The organism is Novosphingobium sp. FW305-C-30-35, assembly GCF_058783135.1.
The window spans coordinates 3,168,036-3,192,741 of sequence record NZ_JBYSYJ010000001.1 but is presented as its reverse complement, the minus strand read 5'-3'; the positions used below and the strand labels follow the sequence as shown (position 1 = coordinate 3,192,741).

At 64.0% G+C, this 24,706-nt stretch carries 23 protein-coding genes; 8 read left to right on the top strand and 15 right to left on the bottom strand.

What is annotated here, in order from left to right:
• Positions 1 to 16: 16 nt before the first annotated feature.
• From topA to plsY, 3 genes are all read right to left on the bottom strand, one after another.
• Positions 17 to 2,617: a type I DNA topoisomerase gene (topA, locus tag AC3WLM_RS15775; protein WP_492477920.1), complete on the bottom strand. Its 2,601-nt coding sequence runs from the start codon at positions 2,615 to 2,617 to the stop codon at positions 17 to 19.
• Between the two features lie 86 nt (positions 2,618 to 2,703).
• Entirely contained in the window at positions 2,704 to 3,819 is a 1,116-nt protein-coding gene (gene dprA, locus AC3WLM_RS15770) for a DNA-processing protein DprA (RefSeq protein ID WP_492477918.1), read from the bottom strand.
• Positions 3,816 to 4,385, bottom strand: a complete 570-nt coding sequence (plsY, locus tag AC3WLM_RS15765; RefSeq protein WP_193828395.1) for a glycerol-3-phosphate 1-O-acyltransferase PlsY — start codon at positions 4,383 to 4,385, stop codon at positions 3,816 to 3,818. Before plsY ends, dprA begins: the two co-directional genes overlap by 4 nt.
• A 94-nt stretch (positions 4,386 to 4,479) precedes the next feature.
• Between plsY and murI the strand changes: the two genes are divergently transcribed.
• The 5 genes from murI to AC3WLM_RS15740 all read left to right on the top strand — a co-directional run bounded on the left by murI (position 4,480) and on the right by AC3WLM_RS15740 (position 8,819).
• Positions 4,480 to 5,292: a glutamate racemase gene (gene murI, locus AC3WLM_RS15760; RefSeq protein ID WP_492477917.1), complete on the top strand. Its 813-nt coding sequence runs from the start codon at positions 4,480 to 4,482 to the stop codon at positions 5,290 to 5,292.
• A gap of 26 nt (positions 5,293 to 5,318) precedes the next feature.
• Positions 5,319 to 6,236: an MBL fold metallo-hydrolase gene (locus AC3WLM_RS15755; protein WP_492477916.1), complete on the top strand. Its 918-nt coding sequence runs from the start codon at positions 5,319 to 5,321 to the stop codon at positions 6,234 to 6,236.
• A gap of 140 nt (positions 6,237 to 6,376) precedes the next feature.
• Positions 6,377 to 7,597, top strand: a complete 1,221-nt coding sequence (gene hemA / locus AC3WLM_RS15750) for a 5-aminolevulinate synthase (RefSeq protein ID WP_039332033.1) — start codon at positions 6,377 to 6,379, stop codon at positions 7,595 to 7,597.
• Between the two features lie 117 nt (positions 7,598 to 7,714).
• Positions 7,715 to 8,398: a nitroreductase gene (locus AC3WLM_RS15745; protein ID WP_492477915.1), complete on the top strand. Its 684-nt coding sequence runs from the start codon at positions 7,715 to 7,717 to the stop codon at positions 8,396 to 8,398.
• 37 nt (positions 8,399 to 8,435) lie between these two features.
• Positions 8,436 to 8,819: a YkvA family protein gene (locus tag AC3WLM_RS15740; RefSeq protein ID WP_492477913.1), complete on the top strand. Its 384-nt coding sequence runs from the start codon at positions 8,436 to 8,438 to the stop codon at positions 8,817 to 8,819.
• Positions 8,820 to 8,876: 57 nt separating this feature from the next.
• On the opposite strand, the gene AC3WLM_RS15735 is transcribed toward AC3WLM_RS15740, so the two are convergent.
• From AC3WLM_RS15735 to AC3WLM_RS15720, 4 genes are all read right to left on the bottom strand, one after another.
• Positions 8,877 to 10,100 (bottom strand): type III PLP-dependent enzyme, encoded by a 1,224-nt coding sequence (locus AC3WLM_RS15735; protein WP_039332027.1) that lies wholly within the window; start codon positions 10,098 to 10,100, stop codon positions 8,877 to 8,879.
• 172 nt (positions 10,101 to 10,272) lie between these two features.
• Complete coding sequence (locus AC3WLM_RS15730; protein WP_492477911.1) at positions 10,273 to 11,499, bottom strand: serine hydrolase domain-containing protein; 1,227 nt, start codon at positions 11,497 to 11,499, stop codon at positions 10,273 to 10,275.
• 41 nt (positions 11,500 to 11,540) lie between these two features.
• Positions 11,541 to 12,740, bottom strand: a complete 1,200-nt coding sequence (locus tag AC3WLM_RS15725; protein ID WP_492477910.1) for a carboxynorspermidine decarboxylase — start codon at positions 12,738 to 12,740, stop codon at positions 11,541 to 11,543.
• A gap of 108 nt (positions 12,741 to 12,848) precedes the next feature.
• Positions 12,849 to 14,054, bottom strand: a complete 1,206-nt coding sequence (locus AC3WLM_RS15720) for a saccharopine dehydrogenase family protein (protein ID WP_492477908.1) — start codon at positions 14,052 to 14,054, stop codon at positions 12,849 to 12,851.
• Between the two features lie 91 nt (positions 14,055 to 14,145).
• Here AC3WLM_RS15720 and AC3WLM_RS15715 point away from each other — a divergent pair, with 91 nt between their 5' ends.
• From AC3WLM_RS15715 to AC3WLM_RS15705, 3 genes are all read left to right on the top strand, one after another.
• On the top strand, positions 14,146 to 15,150 hold the full coding sequence (locus tag AC3WLM_RS15715) for a threonine ammonia-lyase (protein ID WP_492477907.1): 1,005 nt from the start codon (positions 14,146 to 14,148) through the stop codon (positions 15,148 to 15,150).
• A gap of 64 nt (positions 15,151 to 15,214) precedes the next feature.
• Positions 15,215 to 15,646: an MAPEG family protein gene (locus AC3WLM_RS15710; protein ID WP_039332022.1), complete on the top strand. Its 432-nt coding sequence runs from the start codon at positions 15,215 to 15,217 to the stop codon at positions 15,644 to 15,646.
• A gap of 25 nt (positions 15,647 to 15,671) precedes the next feature.
• A complete protein-coding gene (locus AC3WLM_RS15705; RefSeq protein ID WP_039332019.1) occupies positions 15,672 to 16,106 on the top strand; it encodes an MAPEG family protein in 435 nt (144 codons plus the stop codon).
• A 1-nt stretch (position 16,107) separates the two neighbouring features.
• On the opposite strand, the gene AC3WLM_RS15700 is transcribed toward AC3WLM_RS15705, so the two are convergent.
• The 8 genes from AC3WLM_RS15700 to AC3WLM_RS15665 all read right to left on the bottom strand — a co-directional run bounded on the left by AC3WLM_RS15700 (position 16,108) and on the right by AC3WLM_RS15665 (position 24,689).
• Positions 16,108 to 17,313, bottom strand: coding sequence for a class I SAM-dependent RNA methyltransferase (locus AC3WLM_RS15700; RefSeq protein ID WP_492477906.1), 1,206 nt, complete (start codon positions 17,311 to 17,313; stop codon positions 16,108 to 16,110).
• On the bottom strand, positions 17,314 to 18,756 hold the full coding sequence (locus tag AC3WLM_RS15695) for an NAD(P)H-hydrate dehydratase (protein ID WP_492477905.1): 1,443 nt from the start codon (positions 18,754 to 18,756) through the stop codon (positions 17,314 to 17,316).
• Positions 18,740 to 19,096, bottom strand: coding sequence for a hypothetical protein (locus tag AC3WLM_RS15690; RefSeq protein ID WP_062342047.1), 357 nt, complete (start codon positions 19,094 to 19,096; stop codon positions 18,740 to 18,742). Before AC3WLM_RS15690 ends, AC3WLM_RS15695 begins: the two co-directional genes overlap by 17 nt.
• Positions 19,096 to 20,943 (bottom strand): dihydroxy-acid dehydratase, encoded by a 1,848-nt coding sequence (gene ilvD, locus AC3WLM_RS15685; RefSeq protein WP_492477904.1) that lies wholly within the window; start codon positions 20,941 to 20,943, stop codon positions 19,096 to 19,098. The genes AC3WLM_RS15690 and ilvD overlap by 1 nt, the downstream gene beginning before the upstream one ends.
• Before the next feature lie 122 nt (positions 20,944 to 21,065).
• Positions 21,066 to 21,788: an N-formylglutamate amidohydrolase gene (locus AC3WLM_RS15680; RefSeq protein WP_492477903.1), complete on the bottom strand. Its 723-nt coding sequence runs from the start codon at positions 21,786 to 21,788 to the stop codon at positions 21,066 to 21,068.
• A complete protein-coding gene (locus tag AC3WLM_RS15675; protein ID WP_492477901.1) occupies positions 21,785 to 22,582 on the bottom strand; it encodes a 4-(cytidine 5'-diphospho)-2-C-methyl-D-erythritol kinase in 798 nt (265 codons plus the stop codon). The genes AC3WLM_RS15680 and AC3WLM_RS15675 overlap by 4 nt, the downstream gene beginning before the upstream one ends.
• Entirely contained in the window at positions 22,579 to 22,923 is a 345-nt protein-coding gene (locus AC3WLM_RS15670) for a hypothetical protein (protein WP_156451868.1), read from the bottom strand. The genes AC3WLM_RS15675 and AC3WLM_RS15670 overlap by 4 nt, the downstream gene beginning before the upstream one ends.
• Before the next feature lie 116 nt (positions 22,924 to 23,039).
• On the bottom strand, positions 23,040 to 24,689 hold the full coding sequence (locus AC3WLM_RS15665; RefSeq protein ID WP_039332007.1) for an electron transfer flavoprotein-ubiquinone oxidoreductase: 1,650 nt from the start codon (positions 24,687 to 24,689) through the stop codon (positions 23,040 to 23,042).
• Positions 24,690 to 24,706: the final 17 nt, after the last annotated feature.

The following is a 24,706-nucleotide window of genomic DNA, read 5'->3' as shown; positions in this document are numbered from 1 at the left end:
GCGACCGGTAGAAAGCTTACTCGGCGCTTTTCGCAACCTTCTTCGCCGGCGCTTTCTTTGCCGCTGGCTTCTTGGCCGCTTCCTTTTTCGGCGCGTCCTTCTTTGGGGCCGCCTTCTTGGCCGGGGCCTTCTTCGCGCCCTTCTTGCCCTTGGCCGGGCCCTTGGCAGCCCGCTCGTCGATCAGGGTGATCGCCTCTTCCAGCGTCAGGGCTTCGGGCTGCTTGTCCTTCGGCAAAGTCGCATTGGTGGTGCCATCGGTGACATAGGGACCATAGCGCCCCGCCATCAGCTTGATCTCACCGCCAGACGTCGGGTGTGCACCAAAAACCTTGAGCGGTTCGGCTGCCGTCCGGCCCCCACGCGCACCCGCGCCCGCTGCTGCCGCAGCGAGATGCATGACGGCAGCATTCATTCCGGTCTCGAACACCTCGCTGGTCGATTTAAGGCGCGCGTACTTTCCGTCATGGGCAAGATAAGGACCGTACCGACCGATGCTGGCCGTGATCGGTTTGCCGGATTCCGGATGCGTCCCGACCTCGCGCGGCAGCGACAGCAGCTTCAGCGCCCACTCCAGATCGAGTTCGCCAATGTCCTTGGGGATCGATGCACGCTTGGCCTCCTTGCCCTCACCCAACTGGATATACGGTCCGAAGCGGCCAGCCTTGCGCACGACTTCAAGTCCTGTCTCCGGATCCTTGCCCAGAACTCCGTCCTCGCCACCGTCACCGTCTGATCCGCCGGGCTGCGCAAACTTGCGGGTGTACTTGCACTCCGGATAGTTCGAGCAGGCGACGAACGCCCCGTAACGTCCACCGCGCAGCGAAAGGCGTCCCGCCTCGCACTTGGGACAAAGCCGCGGATCGCTGCCGTCCTCGCGCGGCGGGAAGAGGTAGTCGGACAGGAATTCATCCAGTTCGGCCGTCACCTCGCTCGGCTTCTTCTCCATCACCTCGTCGGACTTGGGCTTGAAGTCGCGCCAGAACTCGGCAAGCACCTTCTTCCACTCGGCACGCCCGCCCGACACATCGTCAAGCTCCTCTTCCATGCCCGCAGTGAACTCGTACGCCACGTAGCGGGTGAAGAAGCGCTCAAGAAACGATGTCAAAAGTCGGCCCGATTCCTCTGCGAAGAAACGGTTTTTCTCCGTCCGAACGTAGTTCCGGTCCTTCAGCACCTGCAGCGTCGCGGCATACGTCGAGGGCCGGCCAATGCCCAATTCCTCCAGACGCTTCACCAGGCTTGCTTCCGAATAGCGCGGCGGCGGCTGGGTAAAGTGCTGCGTTGCATCGACACCGCGCTTGGCCGGCGTGTCGCCCTTGTTGAGCGAAGGCAGCAGGCTCCCATCCTCGTCATCGCCATCGGCCTTCTGGTCGCGGCCTTCTTCGTAGACGGCAAGGAAGCCGGGGAACTTCACCACCTGCCCCGTCGCGCGCAGCTCGTGCTTGCCGGTCCCGTCGCGCAGCGTCACGCTGGTTCGTTCGATATTGGCAGAGGCCATCTGGCTCGCCATCGCCCGCTTGTAGATCAGGTCGTAAAGGCGCGCCTCGTCGCCCGAAGCATAGCGATCCTTCGAAAAGTCGGTTGGCCGGATGGCTTCATGTGCTTCCTGAGCATTCTTCGCCTTCGTCTCGTAATGACGGGGTTTTTCGGGAAGGTAATGCCCGTCATACCGGTCCGAGATCGCCTTGCGCGCCGCCGAAATGGCGCTCGGGTCCATCTGCACGCCATCGGTACGCATGTAGGTGATCGCGCCCGCTTCATACAGCGTCTGCGCCACACGCATGGTGTGGCTGGCCGAGAAGCCAAGCTTGCGCGCGGCTTCCTGCTGCAACGTCGAAGTGGTGAACGGCGGATAGGGGTTGCGGCGCGTGGGCTTTGTCTCGACGTCCTCGACGCGGAACGTGCCAGCCTCGACCACGGCCTTGGCCTTCATCGCGGCCCCTTCGTCACCCAACGTCAGCTTGTCGAGCTTCTGGCCATCGAACTTGACGAGCCGTGCGGCAAATTCCGTCCCGCCCTGCTCGAGCCGGGCAATGACCGACCAGTATTCCTGCGCCTTGAAAACCTCGATCTCGCGCTCGCGCTCGACGATGAGGCGCAGGGCCACCGACTGCACGCGCCCGGCCGACTTCGCGCCGGGCAGCTTGCGCCACAGCACCGGCGAAAGCGTGAAGCCGAACAGGTAATCGAGCGCACGGCGGGCGAGGTAGGCATCGATCAGGTCCTGGTCGAGCTCGCGCGGACGCTTCATCGCATCGGTCACCGTCTGCTTGGTGATCGCGTTGAAGGTGACTCGCTCCACTTCCTTCGGAAGTGCCTTACGTTTCTTCAGCAACTCCCTGACATGCCATGAAATTGCTTCGCCTTCACGATCAGGGTCGGTCGCCAGGATAAGGCGATCGGCATCCTTGGCCGCATCGGTGATGGCTTTCACACGGGACTGCTTGTCCCCATAGAGTTCCCAATCCATCGCGAAGTCCTCGTCGGGACGGACAGAGCCATCCTTTACCGGAAGATCGCGGATATGACCGTAGGAGGCGAGAACCTTGAAGCCGGGGCCGAGGTACTTCTCGATGGTCTTGGCCTTGGCCGGGGATTCAACAATGACAAGCTGCATGGCGATGAAAAGCAGTCCTTACGTGTACGTACGCGCGAGGGTGGGGATTGGCTTCGCGGTTCGTCAAGCGGATGGTTGGGTAAGGCTCAGGACATTAGGCTTACCCGCCCTGCTGCGTGACGGACCAGCCTGCCCGCCAGTTCCAGTTCGAGCAATGCCATTTGGACGGCCCCGGCGCTGGCACCGCTCTGGCGGATGAGTTCATCAACCGCCACCGGGGCAAGTGTCAGCATCGCTGCAATGTCGGCCCTGTCATCGTCCAGGGGGTTGTCGTAATCGGGCGCGTGTTCGCGGAAGCTCGAACGCGGCTGTCCGGTAAAGCCGACCAGCAGTTCCACCACATCTTCAGGCCTTTGCACCAGAATTGCCCCTTCCCGGATCAGCTGGTTGCAGCCGTGCGAACGGCTGTCCAGCGGTGATCCGGGAATGGCCATGACCTCGCGTCCCGCCTCTGCGGCCAGTCGCGCCGTGATCAACGATCCGGATTTCGGCGCGGCTTCCACCACCAGTGTCCCGGTGGCCAGCCCGGCGATGATGCGATTGCGATGCGGAAAGTGGCGGGCGAGCGGTTCGGTGCCCGGCGGCATTTCCGCGATGAGCAGCCCCTCACAGGCCACCTGTTCCTGCAGCTCGGCATTCTCGGGCGGATAGCTGATGTCGATCCCGCTGGCGATCACGCCGACCGTACCGCCGCCATCCTCCATGCCTGCCAGCGCGCCGCGATGGGCTGCCGCATCGATCCCGCGCGCCAGCCCGGAGATCACGGCGTACCCTTGCCCGGCCAGAGCAGTGGCAAAGTCGCGCGATAGCTTCACCGCGGCGGCCGAGGCATTGCGCGCCCCGACCACGGCAACCGAAGGCCGCTGCAGCAGCGCCACGTCTCCCCGGACCGTCAGGATCGGCGGGGGGCTTTCGAGCTCGGCCAACAGAACGGGATAATCCGGCCCGTCATGGAACAGGTAGCGGGCTCCGGCCTTGCGCACCGAAGCGATCTCGCGCTCAACACGGTCGATGGCAGCCGGACGGTAGGGCGCCCCGCCCCGCGCTGCCAGATCAGGCAAAGCCTCTAGTGCGGCGCTGGCCGTGCCGAAGCGGCGCAGCAACTGGGTGTAGCTGACCGGTCCGATATTGGGCGAACGCAGCAGGCGGATGCGGGCGAAGGCCTCGTCGCGAGAGAGGGTGGCTTCAGCCGCCGCGCTCACTTCTTGCTGCCGACCCTGGGCTCGGTCCCGGCGCGGAGGCGGGCAATGTTCTCGCGGTGCAAAAACAGGACAAGCAGCGCCAGCAGCGCCAGGACGGGAGCGTACGCGGTGTAGCCCAGAAGCAGCGCTGCAGCCGGAGCAGCCAAAGCGGCGCTCATCCCGCCCAGCGACGAGATGCGGCTGGCGAAGAGCACGCCGAGCCAGACCACTGCATAAGCAAGGCCGATAGGCCAGGCGAGCCCCAGCGACACGCCCATCATCGTCGCCACGCCCTTGCCGCCCTTGAACTTCAACCAGACCGGGAAGCAATGGCCGAGCACGGCGGCAAGCGCTGCCAGCGGCTCGCTTCCCGGCCAGAGATGGCGAGCCAGCAGCACCGCCGCCAGCCCCTTGCCCATGTCGAGCAGGAGCGTTGCTGCGGCGACGCCTTTCTTGCCGGTGCGCAGCACGTTCGTCGCCCCGATGTTCCCTGATCCGATGGCGCGCAGATCGCCACCCCCGGTCAATCGCGTAAGGACGAGGCCGAAAGGCACGGAGCCAAGCAGATAGCCGACGAGCAGGGGCATGAGCGTTTCCACGCCCCGCTCATATCCTGTCCCTCCACAAAAGCGAAAGAGGCCACTTTCCATTTTATCGCCATTCCCGATACAAGCCCGCCAGATGACCGCTTCTCCCCAACCCGATGCCGCCGCGCCGCTGCTCCTGTTCGATTCGGGCGTGGGCGGGCTTTCCGTGCTGAAGAAGGTGCGGAACGTCCTGCCCGCTGCGCCGGTGATCTACGTCGCAGACAATGCCGGTCTGCCCTATGGCGACAAGACCGAGGCCCAGATCGCGGCGCGGGTCTCCGGGCTGCTCGGCAGGCTGACCGAGCGCCTCCGCCCGAGGCTGGTGTGCATCGCTTGCAACACCGCTTCGACCATTGCGCTGGCCGCCGTGCGCGAGGTGCTGGAAGTGCCCATCGTCGGCACCGTGCCGGCGATCAAGCCCGCTGCGGCCATGACCAAAACCGGGGTCATCGGCCTGCTCGGCACGGCTGCCACGATCCGGCAGGCCTATGTCGATCGACTGGAGGCAGAGTTCGCCAGCGACAAGCTGCTCCTGCGCCATGGCGCGCCCGAACTGGTCGCTGCAGCGGAGGCCAAGCTGCGCGGCGAGACGGTCGATCCGGCCATCTACCGCCGCGCCGCACAAGCGCTGAAAGAGATGCCCGGCGGCGACCGGATCGATACCGTCGTCCTTGCCTGCACGCATTTTCCACTGGTGCAGGATGAACTTGCCGAGGCCTTCGGGCCTGGCGTTCAATTCGTGGACGGTTCGGATGGCATCGCCCGCCGCATTGCCTACCTGACGCAGGGCCAGTCATGGCATCGCGCCGGGCCGGATCTTGCCCTGTTCACCCGCGATGGCGAAGACGTGGCGGCCCTGCGTCGGGCTCTGGCGCGGCACGGGCTTGATCGGATAGAGACGTTTTGACGCAGGCACGACCGGGAGGACAGGCCTTGGGCAAGATTTCCAAGTTCATGATCGTGCTGCTGGCAGTTCTGGGCTTTGCCTATTACTGGCTTCTGGTGAACGCCGGACCGCAAGTGCCGGCACGCAGGATTGACCTTGGTGCACTGCGCAAGGCGGCCGATGCCATGAAGGGCGACAAGCCCACGGCCATCACCTTTGCCACAGTGGCAATGCGCGATGTTCCCGGTGCCGCGCTGGCTGCCGGCACGGGCCTGCGACAGATCACCAGCGCCATCACGGCATGGCGGATAGAGACTCCCGAGGGCAGCATCGTGATCGATCCGGGCATCTCGGGAGACGACGCCCGCAGCATGGGCTTCGAGGTATACAGGCCCCGGGCACAGCAGTTGGTGAACGGGTGGATGGATCGTGCTGCGATGATCCTGTTCACGCATGCGCACATCGATCATGTGGGTGGATTTCTCGATCACCCCCGCTTCAAGAGCATCGAAGGAAAAGCCGTCGTTTCCGAAGGCATGATGGGCAATATCAACGCACTATGGCGCGAGAATGCCCGGCTGCTCCACGCCCCGCGCAAGTTCGCCGCGATCGAGGCAGTTGCCCCGGGCGTGGTGCTGATCCAGACGCCGGGGCACACTCCTGCCTCGGAAATGATCTACGTGCGTCTCGCCTCGGGCCGGGAATACATTTTCGCCGGAGACACCGCGTCGCTCGCCGCCAATGTCGAGATGCCAACGCCGCGTTCGCGCCTCCTGGCGGACTGGCTGGTGCCTGAGGACCGCTCCTCCGTCATGGGCTGGCTGAAGGGGCTGAAGGCTCTGAAGAAAGAACATGAAGGCCTCGTGATCGTCCCTTCCCACGACGCCGAATGGGTGATGGCCAAGGGGCCGGGGTATGGGATCACGCTTGCGCCGGAACTACGTAAGGCCAGGACAACCAAATAGCTCCGACTTTCGGGCAGTTATGCCAAATGAGGCTGGCAATGCGTTTTGAACAGGCGTAGAAGCCGCCCATTCGCCGGTGGCCCAACGGGATCGGGCCTCGGGAGCGCGGATGCGCTTTCGTTGCAGGAAGGAGCGGCGGGGTGAATTACGATCAGGTTTTTGATTCTGCGATCGAGCGTCTGCACTCCGAAGGTCGCTACCGCGTCTTCATCGACATCCTGCGCAACAAGGGCGCCTATCCCAATGCGCGCTGCTTTGCCGGACACAATGGCCCGAAGCCGATCACCGTGTGGTGCTCGAACGATTACCTCGCCATGGGCCAGCACCCCAAGGTGATCGAGGCGATGGAAGAGGCGCTGCACAATGTCGGCGCCGGCTCGGGCGGCACGCGCAACATCGGTGGCAACACGCACTACCACATCCAGCTTGAGGAAGAGCTGGCCGACCTGCACGGCAAGGAAGGCGCGCTGCTGTTCACCTCGGGCTATGTCTCGAACGACGCTACGCTATCCACGTTGGCCAAGATCCTGCCCGGCTGCGTGATCTTCTCGGACGAGCTGAACCACGCTTCGATGATCGCGGGCATCCGCAATTCGGGCGCGGAAAAGAAGGTGTTCCGTCACAACGACGTCGAGCATCTCGAACAGCTTCTGGCAGAGACGGACCCCGCCCTGCCCAAGCTGATCGCTTTCGAATCGGTCTATTCGATGGACGGTGACGTCGCCCCGATCCACGCGATCTGCGACCTTGCCGAGAAGTACAACGCACTGACCTACATCGATGAGGTCCACGCTGTCGGCATGTACGGTCCGCGCGGCGGCGGCATCACCGATCGTGACGAAGCTGCCCACCGCATCGACATCATCGAGGGTACGCTGGGCAAGGCCTTCGGCGTCATGGGCGGCTACATTGCGGCTGATCGCAAGATCATCGATGTGATCCGCTCCTATGCCCCCGGCTTCATCTTCACCACCTCGCTTTCCCCGGTGCTGGTCGCAGGCGTCCTCGCCTCGGTCCGCCACCTCAAGGCGTCGAGCGAGGAACGCGAAGGCCAGCAGGCCGCTGCAGCTTATCTGAAGAAGGCTTTTGCCGACGCGGGCCTTCCGGTCATGCCATCGACCACGCATATCGTGCCGCTGATGGTCGGCGATCCGGTCCGTGCCAAGAAGATCAGCGACATCCTGCTCGCCGAATACGGCGTCTACGTCCAACCGATCAACTTCCCCACCGTCCCCCGCGGCACGGAGCGCCTGCGCTTCACCCCCGGCCCTTCGCACACCGAGGCGATGATGGACGAGCTGACCGAGGCGCTGGTGGAGATCTGGCAGCGCATGGAAATGGAAATCCAGAAGGCGGCCTGATCTTTGCGCTTCTGCAAGTCAAAAAGCCCTCCCCAACCGGGAGGGCTTTTTCGTTGGGCTTGCCTTTCCTGCCCCCGGCGCTAACCTTAACCGATCAATTAAAGACCGGGAGAGTGCATGTCGGTTCTGTCCTACGACGAAGTGGTCCTTGGTCGCCGGTCGATCCGCGGCTATCTCGACAAGCCGGTGCCGCGCGTGTTGATCGAGGAAATCCTCACGCTGGCGATGCGCGCTCCCAGTTCGATGAACACCCAGCCCTGGCACTTCCATGTCGTCACTGGCGAATCGCTCAACCAAATTCGCCAAGGCAATACCGAGCGCATCCTCGCAGGCGAGCCTGACAGCCGCGAGTTCCGCAAGGGCAACCCCTTCGCCGGCGTTCATCGTGACCGGCAGGTCGAAGTTGCCAAGCAGCTGTTTGGCGCCATGGGCATTGCCCGCGACGATGCGCCCGCCCGCCAGGACTGGGTGCTGCGCGGCTTCCGCCAGTTCGACGCACCGGTCTGCGTTATCGTCACGTATGACCGTGAGCTATCCGGCAGCGACGATACCGCCTTTGACTGCGGCGCCGTAACCAACGCGCTCGTCAACGCCGCTTGGTCGCGGGGGCTTGGCTGCGTGATCAACTCGCAAGGCATCATGCAATCCCCGGTCGTGCGCGAACATGCCGGCATCCCTGACGATCAGGTCATCATGAAAGCGGTCGCGCTGGGCTGGCCCGATCCTGACTTCCCCGCCAATGCAGTCGTCAGCAAACGCAAGAGCGTGGAGGAAGCCGCCCGGTTCGTCGGCTTCGACTGAAGCTTGTAACAGCGGCCCGCGCTCCTACTTCGAGCTGGTGGCAGTAAAGGCACTCCAGGATCTCAAGGCATGGGCCCGGCGCATCAAGCGTGATGTGGTGGCCCTGTGGCTTGCCGCGCGCGATCCGCGCGTGCCGGTTGCAGCTAAAGTCGCCGCCGCCATCATCGCGGCCTATGCCCTGTCCCCTATTGACCTCATCCCCGATTTCATCCCGATCCTCGGCTATCTTGACGACGTGATCCTCGTGCCGCTTGGCATCGCGCTCGCCGTCAGGATGATCCCCGCACCGCTCATGCAGGACCTGCGCGAACGTGCCAGCGCAGTCGGCAAGCCACGCTCAACCGGCGGGCTCGTCGCTGTCGTGGTACTGTGGCTGGTTGCCGCGGCAGTCATCTATCACGCCGTCTTCGCACAGCAATAACGAGAAAGGCCCCACCTCGCGGCAGGGCCTTCCTTGTATCCTCAATCGCGCCAGCAATCAGCGCAGCGAGACCACGTTGTCCGAAACGCGCGGATCGCGGCGATCGCCCCGATACTGGCTCGACATCGGCTCGTCAGTCACTTCGAACACTTCCGTGGCGCCGAAGCCGTTGAACGCGGTCTTCATTGCCGCGCCATAGGCGCCGAGCATGCCGATCTCGATGTAATCGCCAACCTTCATGTCCACCGGCAGTTCGAACGGACCTTCCATGTGGTCCATGTCGTCGCAGGTCGGGCCATAGAAGCTGAACGGCTCCAGCTCGATCTCGGTGTCGATATCGTTCGCCACCTCGTCGCGCAGCACGCGGACGGGGAAGCGCCAGCCGACATGGGCCGCGTCGAACAGCGCGCCATAAGCGCCATCGTTGATGTACAGCTCGGCGCCGCGGCGACGTTCGACGCGCACGATCATCGAGTTGTATTCCGCGCACAGCGCACGGCCCGGCTCGCACCACAGTTCGGCCGAGTAGGAAACCGGCAGCGATTCATAGGTACGGTCGATCACGCCGAAGTAGTCTTCGAGCGGCGGCGGTTCCATGCCCGGGTAGATCGAGGGGAAGCCACCGCCCACGTCGATGATGTCGACAAGGACCGAAGCATCGACGATCGCGGCACGCACGCGTTCCAACGCCTGCACATAGGCATGCGGGCTCATCGACTGGCTGCCGACATGGAAGCACACGCCCAGCGAGTCCGCCACCTGGCGGGTCGCCTGGAGCAGTTCTGCCGCATTGGCCAGATCGCAGCCGAACTTCGAGGCGAGGCTCAGCTCCGAGTATTCCGACGAAACGCGCAGGCGCACGCACAGCGTCAGGTCTTCGGGCACGTTGCCCTCCGAGTCTGCCGTCGCAGCCTTGATCTTCTCCAGCTCCTCGATCGAATCGAGGCTGAACACTCGCACGCCATAGGTGTGATAGGCTTCGCGGATCGCAGCCGGAGCCTTCACCGGATGCATGAAGCACAGCACTGCCTCGGGCAGCGTCTCGCGCACCAGGCGCACTTCCGCGATCGAGGCGACGTCATAGTGCGTTACGCCCGAATCCCACAGGATGCGGATCAGATCGGCCGACGGATTCGCCTTCACCGCATACAGCGACTTGCCCGGAAACTTCTCGACGAAGAAGCGGGCAGCGCGCGCGGCGGCGTGCGGACGGTTCAAAATGGCGGGTTGTTCAGGCGCGGAGGCGCGAACTACAGCCAGTGCGTCAGGATGGATGTGCAACTCAAGGGACCCCCAAACGGAACGTTGAACGAAGCTGCCTTGCGGTTTGGAAGTCCCCATGGGGCAGCGAGAGGGGGGTAAATAAGGCCCTGCGCATGAATCTCAAGTGAAAATAACGCTGCCCAAAAGTCCTGTCAGGAAAATGAAACAAATCCAGACAGATCGCGAAAAATCAGGAACTTAATGCTTCGGCCAGTGCAGCCCATGCCGGGAGTGACAGCGGATCGTTGGCGCCATTGGCAGCTGTGGGGTGCGATGCGAATCGTGCCACCGTCAATTCCGCTGCAGGATCGACCCACAGAGTCTGCCCGTGGATGCCCCGCGCGGAGAAGCAGCCGCGGTTGTTGTTGCTGATCCACCACTGGCTGCCATAGCTCCAACCCGGCAGTTGCGGATAGCGGTTGCGGTCGAAATGCGCCGGCTCTCCGCCATGCGTCGCCCGCTGCACCACGGCTTCGGGAATGACCCCCAGCCCGCCAAGGCGCATCGCCTCACCAAACCGCGCCAGGTCCTCCAGCCTCAGGTTCAGCCCGCCACCGGCAAAGGCCGTTCCCGCCTGATCCACGATGAGGTCGGCATCGCCCCGCATGCCCAGCGGCCGCCAGATCCGCTCCGACAGCACCTCGGCAAAGTGCTTCCGCTCGATCCGCGCAATCATCCACGCCAGCACTTCGGTATTGGGCGTGCGATAGGTGAAGCCTGTCCCGTGCTGCCCCGCCTTGCCGATGCGGGGCAGGTACGACGCAAGATCAATCGGCCCGGCATAGTCCACCGGCCTCGGCGTCAGCCCAAGAGCCGCACTGTAGGCCCCGATGCCAGAGTTGGGATCGGCATAATCCTCGGAGAAATCGAGCGCGGTGGTCATGTCCAGCACCTGGCGCACCGTCGCATCGCCAAACCCGCTCCCGGTCAGTTCCGGCAAGTAATCCGACGCCAGCGCCGCAGGATCAAGCCTGCCCTCCTCGACCAGCATCTCGGCAAGCGTTCCGACGAAGCTCTTGGTTACCGAAAAGGCGATATGCCTCGTCTCCGGCCCGGTCACGCCGAACCAGCGCTCGAACACCACCTTGCCGCGGTGCAGGACCAGAATGCCATCGGTGAAGGCCTGCGTCAGCGACTGTTCCAGCGACATCGGCTCATCCGCATTCAGCGGTACGAAACGGATCTGCCCCAGCCCCTCGTCAATTGCCCGTTCAAGCGCCTTGCTCTCGTCCCCCGCGGCCACACGTCGCGAGGGCACGAACTGGCGCATGTTGGAATAGGACCAGCGGATCATCGGAAACCGCATGTGGTCCGCGCGCGAGGCGAGCAGGATCTTGTCGGCAGGCGGCGGCGAACCTTGCATCCAGCCCATGCGCACCGGATCGCTCGTCACACCATCGAGCAAATCGCCCGCCATTGCCTTCTCCCGCCAACATTGTTGTCAGCAGGCAGCATGCCTCAGGAAAGACGGTCGCGGAAGTCCTCGTAAGTGAAGCCGCGCACCTTCTCGAGCGCATCGCTCTTGCTGTCCCACAGCCAGATCGACGGTAGTGGCACGCCGTTGAAAGTCGTGGTCTTGACCATCGAGTAATGCGCCTGATCGAGAAACGCAAAGCGCGTGCCCGGCTGCGCCAACCCGGGCTTGCGGTAATCGCCGATCACATCACCCGCGAGGCACGAAGGCCCGCCAAGACGCACCGGAGCGCCTCCCTCCCCGCCATCCTCGTACTCGTCGATGGGCAGTTCGCCCAGCATTGCCGGACGATAAGGTGCCTCGATCACGTCGGGCATGTGGCAGGTCGCCGAAATGTCGGTAATCCCAAGCTGCATCCCGTTCCAGTGCGTGTCGAGTACGGTGCCGACCAGAATTCCCGCATCCAGCGCCACGGCCTCGCCCGGCTCCAGATAGATCTCGCAACCCGTGCGCGCCTTCACCTCACGCAGGAATGCGATCAGGTCCTCACGCTGGTAATCGGCGCGGGTGATGTGGTGGCCGCCACCGAAGTTCAGCCACTTGAGCTGCCCGAAGCAAGGCGCAATCCGTGCCCCCAGCGCATCCCACGTGCGCTTCAATGGCTCGAAATCCTGCTCGCACAGCGTGTGGAAATGCAGGCCCGATACGCCTTCCAGGTGTTCTGGCAACAACTGATCCACCGGGAAGCCCAGACGCGAATGCGGCGCGCAAGGGTCATAACGCGGCACCTCGCCCTCGGCGTGCAGTGGATTGATCCTCAGGCCGATGTCGAACTTGTCTCCGACAGCCTGCGCTGCCGCGATCTCGCCCGCAAACCGCGCATGCTGGCCGGGCGAATTGAAGATCACATGATCCGATAGCCGCAGGATCTCGGGCAGATCCTCAGCTTTGTAGGCCGCGCAGTACGTCGCGATCTCGCCCGAATAGTGCTCGGCCGCCAGCTTGGCTTCCCACAGGCCGGACGTGCACACGCCGTCGAGATACTCCCCGACGATCGGCGCCACCTTCCACATCGAAAACGCCTTGAGCGCCGCCAGCACCTTGATCCCGGCGCGGTCCCGCACGTCGGCCAGCACCGCCAGATTGGCCCGCAACTTCGCTGCATCGACCACGAATGCCGGGCTATCCACCCGGTTCAGGTCAAACTGCGCAAAAGCCCCCGGATCGCCCGCTCTGGTTTCCATGCTAAGCCTCACTTCAAAACAATGGACCCCCGCGCAGGCGGGGGCCCCATTCCGTCCAACACGACATCAGACGTGGAACGCCCCCACCTTCGCGGGGACGCAGAAAGATCAGAACGCCAGCGGACCCGCCAGTTCCTTCACCTGCCACGGTAGCCCGTGCTTGTTGAGCATGTCCATGTAGGGATCAGGGTCGAACTGTTCCATGTTGAACACGCCGGCGCCCGACCAGATGCCCTGCACCATCATCGCCGCGCCGATCATCGCGGGCACGCCGGTGGTGTAGCTCACCGCCTGGTTGCCGGTCTCGCGATAGGCGTCCTCGTGGTCGCAGATGTTGTAGATGTAGAAGGTCTTCTCTTCTCCATCCTTCAGGCCCGTGGCGATATCGCCGATGTTGGTCTTGCCCTTGCTCGTGGGGCCGAGCGAAGCCGGTTCGGGCAGCACCGCCTTGAGGAACTGCAGCGGGATGATTTCCTTGCCCTCGTAGATCACCGGATCGATCCGGGTCATGCCCACGTTCTGCAGCACTGTGAGGTGCGTGATATAGGCATCGCCGAAGGTCATCCAGAAGCGGATGCGCTCGATCTCGGGCAGGTGATGCGCGAGACTTTCGAGTTCCTCGTGGTACATCAGGTACATGTTCTTCGGGCCGACTTCCTCGAAGTCGAACTGCTGGCGGATGGTCAGCGCCGGCGTTTCCACCCACTCACCGTTGAGGTAGTGCCGCGCAGGCGCGGTCACTTCGCGGATGTTGATTTCCGGATTGAAGTTGGTGGCAAAGTGCTGGCCATGATCGCCGCCGTTGCAATCGAGGATGTCGAGCGTGCGGATCGTGTCGAGCTTGTGCTTCTTCAACCAGGTGGCGAAAACGCTGGTCACGCCCGGATCGAAGCCCGATCCCAGCAGCGCCATCAAGCCCGCCTCCTTGAACTTGTCCTGATAGGCCCACTGCCACGAATATTCGAACTTGGCCTCGTCGATCGGTTCGTAGTTCGCGGTATCCATGTAGTTGACGCCAGCAGCAAGGCAGGCGTCCATGATGTTGAGGTCCTGGTATGGCAGAGCCAGGTTGACGACGAGGACGGGCTTGACCTCGTTGATCAGCGCCGTGGTTGCGGCAACGTCATCCGCGTCGATCTGGTAGGTGTCGACCGTAACGCCCGTGCGCTCCTTCACCGAAGCGGCAATGGCGTCGCACTTGGACTTGGTGCGGCTCGCCAGCGCAATGCCGGTGAAGATATCGGAATTCATCGCCATCTTGTGGACCGCGACCGAGCCGACGCCGCCTGCGCCGATGACGAGAACTTTTGCCATGATTGCTCCAAATGCCATTTGTCCCGTCGCGTTCCGGACCTCTCGATCGAACGCGCAGGACATTCATGGGCAGGCCCTTTAGAGTAGAGCCATGACAAACCCAAGTCCTAACCCGAATGCTTCGTCAGATCAGCGCGCTCCCACCCGCGCAGGGGTCCTCCGCGCCGCGGAAAAGATGGCGCAGCTTCTGCCGCAAACGCCGCTGCTTCCGCTTGAACTGCCGAATGGCGGAACCGTGTGGTGCAAGGCCGAATGCCTCCAGCCCGTCGGCGCCTTCAAGATTCGCGGCGCGTGGCACCGGCTGTCTGACCTGACCGATGACGAGCGCAGCCGCGGCGTCATCGCCGTATCGAGCGGCAACCACGCGCAAGGCGTGGCCTGGGCCGCCCGCCGGCTCGGCATTGCGGCCCGGATCGTGATGCCCAATGACGCGCCGCAAGTGAAACTCGCCGCCACGCGCGAGCTTGGCGCAGACGTCGTGCTCTATGATCGGCCCGGCGGCGAGGATCGCGATGCCGTGGCCGCTACACTTGTTGCGCAAAGCGGGGCAACGCTTGTCCATGCCTTTGGCGATCCATGGGTGATCGAAGGTCAGGGCAGCGCCGGAATCGAACTGGCCGCGCAGATGGAATGTTTCGCCGATGGCGGGCCGACCCGCGTCGTCACACCCTGCGGCGGCGGCGGCCTTGCTGCCGGTCTCGCCCTTGCCCTGCCCGACGCCGAGATCGTGCCCGTCGAACCCGAAGGCTGGGACGATGTCGCCCGGAGCCTCGTCAGTGGCGCGATCCAGCGCGTCCCTCGCGACGCCCCTCCCACAGCGTGCGACGCGCTGCAGACGCCCGCCACCTTCCCCATCAACTTCGCCGTCCTCTCCGCGCGGGGCCTCAGGGGCTTGAGCGTAACCGAAGCGGAAGTGCGCGCCGCCCAGCGCTATGCCTTCAGCAAGCTGAGGCTGGTCGTCGAGCCGGGCGGAGCAGCAGGCCTCGCCGCCTTGCTCGCCGGCAAGGTGGCCGCAGATGGCCGTACCGCCGTTCTGCTCTCGGGCGGCAACGTCGACCCGTCCGCCTTTGCCCAAGTGATTGCGCACCACGGATAAGTTGCATTTGACAATCTAACTCACACCTCGCACTCTCCCGGCAATTCTCGGGGGAGATCTGAAGATGCAGGCGCAAATCCTCACGCCCGCCGCGGTGCTTGTGCTGTGGTCGATTGTGATGCTGTTCTGGATGGCCGGAACGCGGCTGCCAGCCCTCAAGCAAAAGGGTGGCCTCGGCAAAGCCAAGCCCGGCGGGCGCGGACAGGACCTCGAAGGCGTGCTGCCCGACGAGATCAACTGGAAGGCGCACAACTACAGCCACCTCATGGAACAGCCGACGCTGTTCTACGCCACCGTGATGATCCTTGCGATCATGGGGTCGGCCTCGCTCGATGTCATGCTGGCATGGGGCTACGTTGTCCTGCGCATCGTCCACTCGATCTGGCAGGCAACCGTCAACCGCGTGCCTGTGCGCTTCAGCCTGTTCCTTTTGTCAACGCTGTGCCTGATCGGGCTGGCCCTGCGCGCGCTGGGAGCGACCATGGGCCACGGATAAGCCATAAAAAAGGGGGAGAATGCCAATGAAGATTGCCCATATCCTGCAACCTGCCGTTGCACTGATGGCGTGGACCATGGTCATGTGGCTGTGGATGTACGTCACCCGCATTCCGGCCATGAATGCGGCAAAGCTCGATCCAGACAGTCTCGCCAAGGACCCCACCAGGACGCTCGACGATCTGCTTCCCGCCAGCGTCCAATGGAAGGCCCACAACTACAACCACCTGCACGAAGCGCCGACGCTGTTCTACGCGGTCTGCCTCGTCATCGCTGTCGCAGGGGCCGGCAACGGCACCAGCGCGACTGTGGCATGGGCCTATGTAGCCTTGCGCGTTGTCCACTCACTGGTGCAGGCGACCGTGAACAAGGTCATGGTCCGCTTCATCCTGTTCTCGCTGTCGAGCGTCGCGCTCATGGCGCTGATCTACCACGCCGCGAAGATCGTCTTCGCCGCCTGATTCAATCGCGGACGAACAGGCTGGCGAGCTCCACGTGCGTCGACCAGCGGAACTGGCCGATCGGCCGCAGCTCCGCCAGCCTGTAACCGCCCGCGATCAGCTTGATCGCATCCCGCGCCCAGCTCGCGGGGTTGCAGCTGATATAGACCACGCGCGCAACCTTGCTCAGGGCGATCTGCTCCACCTGCTCCTGCGCGCCCGCCCGTGGTGGATCGAGCACGACGGAAGCAAAGCGATCCAGTTCTTCCACCCGCAGCGGATTGCGAAACAGGTCCCGGTGCAGCGGGTGGACCGGCCGACCGTTCATTCGCGCCGCCGTCTGGCAGGCAAGATGCGCATCGCGCGCCGCTTCGGCTGCCAGCACCTTTGTCTTCGGACCCGCAAGGGCAAAGGCGAAGGTGCCAAGCCCTGAAAACAGATCCGCCACCGTGGGTGCCCCGGCCAGCCATTCGCGCGCCGCACCCACAAGCGCTGCCTCGCCATCGGCAGTCGCCTGCAGGAAAGCTCCGGGCGGCAACGAAACCGGCGTCCCGCCAAGGGTGACCGTTACCGGCTCCGGCTCCCACACGCCCTCGGCGCCATAGCCAGAATCCATCGTCAGCCGCGCCAGGCTGTTGGCCCGCGCAAAGTCGAGCAAGGCTTCGGTCTTCGCCAGACCTTCGGCAGTCAGCCCCTTCAAGCCGACGGACACACCCTGATCGGCCAGCGCCAGCTCGACATCGACCGCCAGCTTGCGGTCGCCCCATTGCTCGAGCAGGGCGCGCAAGGGGGCTACCAGTGCAAACAGTTCAGCCGCCAGAACATGGCACTCGCGCATGTCGACGATCTTGTGCGAACCCTGCTCGCGAAACCCGATGACCACGCGCTTGCCGATCGCCTGCGCATGCAAGGTCGCCCTTCTGCGCGAACGTGGCGGGGAGATGTGCGCCGCCGTGGCTACCACGTCCGCGATCCCCTGTCCCTTTGCCGCACCTACGACGCGATCGTGCACGTATTCGGCCAGCGCATTCTCGGACAGGTGCTGCAACTGGCAACCGCCGCAGGCGGGAAAGTGCCGACACGGCGGATCGACGTGGTTGGGACCGTGCACCAGCGAACCATCAGCCTGCAGCACATCGCCGGGAGCCGCCAGCGCCGCGTATCTGCCGTCTGCCGTTGCGCCTTCCCCCTTGGCGGCAACACGCACGATCAGATCTGACTCGCTCATTCAAGAAGTTCCTTCGTAGCCACCTCCGTGGCAGGCCTTCAGCGCTGCCTGCACGCCATGGGCCAGTTCTCCGGCCGTGAACGCAGGCCCGCACAGCCGCGCCGCTTCGCCGTGGAGCCATAGGCCTTCTTCGGCGGCGCGCAAGGCTTGCCCCAAGTCCTGACAATGCGTGGCAAGGCGGCTGGCGATGGCTCCCGCCAGAACGTCGCCCGTCCCTGCCACCGAAAGCCACGATGAAGCTCGCGGTGCCAGAACAGTCTCGCCACCGGGCGCGGCAATCAGCGTGTCCGGCCCTTTCAGCACCACGACCGCGCCTGAAACCTCAGCCAGAGCAAGCGCGCGATCCCGCCGCAAGCCCGCCCCCGACAGCCCGAAAGCCCGCTCCAGCGCGGTCATCTCGCCCTCGTGCGGGGTCAGAATGCATTGTGCACCAGACAACATCGCCGGTCGCAACAAGACCAGCGCATCGGCATCCACCACTGTCGGTCGGCCAGCATGGAGCGCAGCAGCGAGCAGGCGCGACGCTTCATCAGACCGGCCCAGACCCGGCCCTACCAGTAGCGCCGAGGTCCGCGCGTCGGCCAGCATTCCCGCAGCGTCGCCGGTCACCACCAACTCCGGCGGGACCACCAAGGGCGCTGCCTGCGCTGCAAGCTTCACGTATCCCGCCCCTGCCCGCAGCGCGGCCGTCGCCGCCAGCAAGGCTGCGCCTGGCATCTCTCCGGCGACGATCCCGAGCATCCCGCGCCGGTACTTGTGCGCATCGGCTGCAGGTGCCTCCAGCTTCGGTTTCGCCAGGACCCGCGCCGCGCCCGGCAGTGCCGCCACGCCGATATCAACCAGCCTGACCGCGCCCATCTTCGAACAGGCAGGCATGGCAAAGTGGGCATGCTTCCACGCCCCCAGCGCCACTGTCAACGACCACTCCGGCAAGCCCTCATTCAGCGCGGCGCCGCTGTCACTTTCGATTCCGCTCGGCAGATCAATCGCAATGCGATGGCGATGCAGCGCCGCCAAATCGCACAGCAGGGCAAGAAGATCATCCGGCAAGGCGCGCGTCAGCCCGCTTCCGAACAGGCAGTCGACGAACACGTCCCCCGCCGTCACACTTCCCGCCGAAACGACCGCCCCGCGATACAGGGCCTTGGCATTGCGCGCCGCATCCGTCACCGGCTCGCGCGCCTGCACGACCTGCACGGCATTGCCATGTTCGCGAAGGTATTCGGCGATGACCCAGCCATCGCCGCCGTTGTTGCCCGGCCCGCAAAGCACGGTAACCGAACCGCCGCCCGCGATCCGGCGTACCCACTCGCCCGCGCCGCGCCCGGCCAGTTGCATCAGCGCATCGACAGTCGAGCCCGCCGCAATCAGGTCCTCCTCTGCGGCGCGCATCTGCGCCACTGTGAGTACTTGCGAAAGCACAGGCTCACGGCTGCGGGGCATCGTCCTTCATCCTTGCCGGAAAGCGATAGCGGTCTCCCGCGACCGAAACTTCGAGCACGCCTTGCGACGACCACTGCGCCGTCGCCTCGTCGGCCCCGTCAGCCGATACCACGCCGCGCCCGTCGTTCACCATCTCAAACCGGCGAAAACCCCCGGCCTTGTGCCGCACGGTCAGGAAGCGCTTGTCACCCACGCGCGAGTCCTCGACAAAGCATTCCGGCAGGAACTTCGCCGATCCGCCCACTGCGCAATCGATCACCCGCCCCTTCGGCGCGTCCTCGGCCTTTGAGCAGGCAGCCAGCACCCCGCAGATCAGCAGCGCTGGCAGCCCCTTGCGCATCAGTCGATGCCCAGCTGCTTGAGGTCGCGCACCGCACCGCGCGCCGCGCTGGTGGTCATCGCGGCATAGGCCTTGAGCGCCGTCGAGATCTGGCGCGGCCGCTCCTGCGCCGGCTTCCAGCCCTTGGCGTCCTGGGCCGCACGACGGTGCGACAATTCCTCGTCGCTCACCGCCAGATGGATGGTGCGGTTTGGGATGTCGATCTCGATCATGTCGCCGTTCTGGACCAGCCCGATCTCGCCACCCTCGGCCGCTTCCGGCGAGGCATGGCCGATGGAAAGGCCCGAAGTCCCGCCCGAAAAGCGCCCGTCGGTCAGCAGTGCGCACGCCGCGCCCAGCCCCTTCGACTTGAGGTAGCTGGTGGGATAGAGCATTTCCTGCATGCCCGGGCCGCCCTTCGGCCCTTCATAGCGGATCACCACCACGTCCCCTGCCACGACCTGCCCGGTCAGGATCGCCGTCACCGCCGCGTCCTGGCTTTCATAGACCTTGGCCGGCCCCGAGAACTTGTGGATCTTCTCGTCAACGCCTGCCGTCTTCACGATGCAGCCGTCGCGCGCGATGTTGCCATAGAGCACGGCAAGCCCGCCGTCCTTGCTGAAGGCGTGTTCGGCCGAACGGATCACGCCGGTCTCGCGGTCAAGGTCCAGTTCCTTCCAGCGACGGTCCTGCGAGAACGCCACCTGCGTCGGCACGCCGCCCGGCGCTGCCTTGAAGAATTCCTGCACGCTTGGCGAATTGGTGCGCTTGATGTCCCAGCGCTCCAGCGCTTCGGCCAGCGTGCGGCTGTGCACGGTCGGCAGGTGCGTGTGGATCAGGCCCGCACGATCCAGCTCTCCAAGAATGGCGTAGATGCCACCCGCACGGTGGACGTCCTCCATATGCACGTCGTTCTTGGCCGGCGCGACCTTCGACAGGCACGGCACCCGGCGGCTCAGCCGATCGATGTCCGACATGGTGAAGTTCACGCCCGCTTCGTGCGCCGCCGCCAGCAGGTGCAGCACCGTGTTGGTCGAACCGCCCATCGCGATATCGAGGCAAACCGCATTCTCGAACGCATCGAAACTGGCAATCGAGCGCGGCAGGACGCTGGCATCGTCCTCCTCGTAGTAGCGCTTGCACAGGTCCACGGCGAGGCGCCCCGCTTCGAGGAACAGGCGCTTGCGATCAGCGTGGGTAGCCAGCGTCGAGCCATTGCCCGGCAGCGAAAGACCCAGCGCCTCGGTCAGGCAGTTCATCGAATTGGCCGTGAACATGCCCGAGCACGAACCGCAGGTCGGGCAGGCCGACCGCTCGATCGCAGTCACTTCCTCGTCGGTCATCGTGTCGTCGGCTGCCGCAACCATCGCGTCGACGAGGTCGAGCGCGTGCTCCTTCCCCTTGAGGATTACCTTGCCCGCTTCCATCGGCCCGCCCGAGACGAACACGACCGGAATGTTGATCCGCATTGCCGCCATCAGCATGCCCGGGGTGATCTTGTCGCAGTTGGAAATGCAGACCATCGCGTCGGCGCAATGGGCGTTGACCATGTATTCCACGCTGTCGGCGATCAGGTCACGGCTCGGCAATGAATAGAGCATGCCGTCGTGGCCCATGGCGATCCCGTCATCGACCGCGATGGTATTGAATTCCTTGGCAACGCCGCCAGCCGCCTCGATCTCGCGCGCCACCATCTGGCCGAGGTCCTTGAGGTGGACATGGCCCGGCACGAACTGCGTGAACGAATTGACCACCGCGATGATCGGTTTGCCGAAGTCCTCGTCCTTCATGCCCGTTGCGCGCCAAAGTCCGCGCGCGCCCGCCATGTTGCGGCCATGGGTGGTGGTGCGTGAACGATAGGGGGGCATTGTGCGAACTCCGGACAGGGAATCAGTTTTTACGAGCGACTTGGGATCGTTCCCTAGCCGACGGAATCAGCCGCTGTCGAAAGTATTAATTACAACTATGTCAGCCAAAAGTGGCAGAAAACCTAACTGATTGCGACCGCAACCTGATTGGCAATCCGCGCCAGCCGCTCGGCCCATTCAGCTTGGCCCTTAGCATCGCTGATCAGGTCTTGCCGCACCTCTATGCCCAGGTAGGGCCTTCCATCCGCCTCGGCATGGCGGTTCATTGTCGCATTAAGCAGCCTGCCCGAATAGGGCAGCTGATCCCCGACGCAGAGCCCTTCGGCCTCAAGCATTGGAATGGCGATCCGCGCTGCGCGATCATCCTCGTTGTAGAGCACGCCCACGTGCCAGGGCCGAGGCTCATCGCTCGAGGCGAGTTGCGGCGTGAAGCTGTGCAAGGACAGGATCAGCGCTTGCGGCACATCGGCCAGAAGGTCGGCCAGCGCATCGTGATAGGGCCGGAAGAACCGCGCCAGCCGCGCTTCATGGCCTGCATGATCGAGCGCGTTGCCGGGGATCGCATGGCCATCGCTGGCAATCGGCACCACGGTCGGCAGATGCTCGTCACGGTTGAAATCGCAGACCAGACGGCTCACCCCGCCCTGAAGCGCCGCAATGCCGGGCCGCTGAGCCATCAACGAGCCGACTTCGGCTACGCCGATGTCAACCGCGATATGCTGGTCCAGCAGTTCGGGAGCGATGCCAAGGTCGATGTCATCGGGCACGCGGTTTGAAGCATGGTCCGACACCACCAGAATGCCCCCGAAGCGCGGCTGACCAAGGATGGCAAAGGCCTCACTCATCGCAAGGCCCCCGCCAAGGTCCACCACCCCGCCGTCATCGCCGCCTTGGCGGCATCGCGCAGCTCAGGTCTATCATAGAGCGCGAAGCACGTCGCGCCTGATCCTGACATACGCGTCAACCACGCGCCCGTCTGCTCCAGGGCTCTCAGCACATCGCCAATTTCTGACACGAGCGTCAGTGCCGGAGCTTCCAGATCATTGCGGCCCGCAAGCGCCATTTCCCTGAGGTTGTCACCTTCCATCGGCCCGCGATCAACGCCATCCCAAGCCTTGAACACCGGCCCGGTCGCCAGCGGAATGCGAGGGTTGACCAGCAGCACAGGCGTCCCCGCCAGATCGTTGGCAATCGGCTCCAGCTCGGTTCCGGTTCCGCGTCCGATGCACGCCACGCTCTCGACGCAAGCCGGAACATCCGCCCCCAGCTTCGCCGCCCGCGCATGCCAGTCCTCCGGCAAACCATGGCTGTCCCGAACCATCCGGAATATCGCCCCGGCATCGGCTGATCCGCCACCCAGCCCGGCCGCCACCGGCAGATTCTTCTCCAGCGTCACCGCCCAGCCCGGCCCATGCGGCAGGGATTGCAAGGCTTTGGCCACGATATTGCCAAACGGATCGTCCAAAGCGCCGCCAAACTCGCCGACAACGCGCAGCGAATCCGCCTGCGCAGACGAAGCGCTCAGCACATCCCCCGCATCCACGAAGGCAAACAGCGTCTCAAGCTCATGATACCCATCCTCCCTGCGCCGCCGCACATGCAGCGCAAGGTTGATCTTGGCGTAAGCGGTTTCTTTCATCTCTTTGGCCTAAGGGTGCGGCAAGAGATAAGCCACCAATGCGAAAAAACCGCCGCTGCAACGGAAACCGCCCCGAGGAGTCCCAAGCTCAACCACCCCCAGACGTTCATTGTGGATCCAAAAAGCCAAACTGAAATAAAAATTGACCAGAAACCAACGATACCTCCCCATCTCGAGGCGGTTCGATATTTCAATGAAAGCTTGGTCACCGGGCTTGCCGTCGAGACATGCTTCAAGTCAGTCTTCGAAGGGCGGACATTTCCCCAAGGCATCCTGCCATACAAATCAAGCATCCAAGCAAGCGCAGCTGAAAACAGCATCACCAACAGCGAGTAGGCCATAAACAGGCGCCTCCAGCCTCGGTTTACCAATGCTAATGCGATGTTCGCAAGCTCATGACTTCATGTATGCTGACCAGAGTCAGTGTGCCCTCCCCGTGCCGGGGAGGAACTCAACCTCACATATTCGGATAGTTCGGCCCGCCGCCGCCCTCAGGCGTGACCCATTCGATGTTCTGGGTCATGTCCTTGATGTCGCAAGTCTTGCAGTGGACGCAGTTCTGGGCGTTGATCTGCAGGCGCGGGTTGCCTTCCTCCACGCCGACGTACTCATAGACGCCCGCCGGGCAGTAGCGCTGCTCGGGGCCCGCATAGAGCGGCAGGTTGATCCGCGTCGGCACCGTCGGGTCTTTCAGCACGAGGTGGCTCGGCTGGTCTTCCTCGTGATTGGTGTACGAGAACGAGACGCTGGTCAGGCGGTCGAAGGTGATGACGCCATCAGGCTTGGGGTACGCGATCGGCTTGTACAGGTCGGCGCGCTGCGTCGCCTCGCTGTCGCGGTGGTGCTTCATCGGCTTCCAGATGCCAAAGCCGCCGATCGTGCGCAGCCACATGTCCGCGCCAGCCAGCACCGTGCCCAGCTCACCGCCGAACTTGGCCACCAGCGGCTGCGCGTTCTGGACCTTCTTCAACTCCTTGGCGATCCAGCTTTCGCGCACGGCCGCATCGTACTCGACCATGTCGTCCTTTTCGCGGCCAGCTGCCATCGCCGCCGCGATGGACTCCGCGGCCAGCATCCCGCTCTTCATCGCGGTGTGGCTGCCCTTGATGCGCGGCACGTTGACGAAGCCGGCCGAGCAGCCGATCAGCGCGCCACCCGGGAACGACAGGCGCGGCACCGATTGCCAGCCGCCTTCATTGATCGCACGCGCGCCGTACGAAACGCGGCGTCCGCCTTCCAGGATCGCGCGGATTTCCGGATGCTGCTTCCAGCGCTGGAATTCCTCGAACGGATAGACATAGGGGTTGGCGTAATCGAGCGCGGTAACGAAGCCCAATGCCACCTGGTTGTTGGCCTGATGGTAGAGGAACCCGCCGCCCCACGAATTCGATTCCGAAAGCGGCCAGCCCTGCGTGTGGATCACCCGGCCCGGAACGTGCTTCTCGGGATCGATGTCCCAGAGCTCCTTGATGCCGATGCCATAGACCTGCGGCTCGCAATCGCGCTCGAGGTCGAAATGCGCCTTGAGCCGCTTGGTCAGGTGCCCGCGCGCGCCTTCGGCAAACAGCGTGTACTTGGCGTGCAGTTCCATGCCCGGCTGATAATCGGGCTTCTTCGAACCGTCCTTGGCAATGCCCATGTCGCCGGTCGCGACGCCCATGACCGCGCCATTCTCGTCGAACAGGATCTCCGCCGCGGGGAAGCCGGGGAAGATCTCGACGCCCAGTTCCATCGCCTGTTCCGAAAGCCAGCGGCACAGGTTGCCAAGGCTGCCGGTATAATTGCCATCGTTCGACATGAACGGCGGCATCGGCCAGTGCGGGATCGAGACCTTGCCCTTCTTCGACAGCACCCAGTGCCAATTGTCGGTCACCGGCACTTCGGCCATCGGGCAGCCCTGTTCGCGCCATTGCGGAAGCAGTTCGTCGAGCGCTTTCGGGTCTACCACCGCGCCCGAAAGGATGTGCGCGCCGATTTCCGAACCCTTTTCCAGGATGCAGACCGAAATTTCCGGGTTCACCTGCTTAAGCCGGATCGAAGCAGCCAGGCCCGCAGGCCCTCCGCCAACGATGACGACGTCATACGGCATCGATTCCCGTTCGCTCATGCCCCGATATCTCCCGA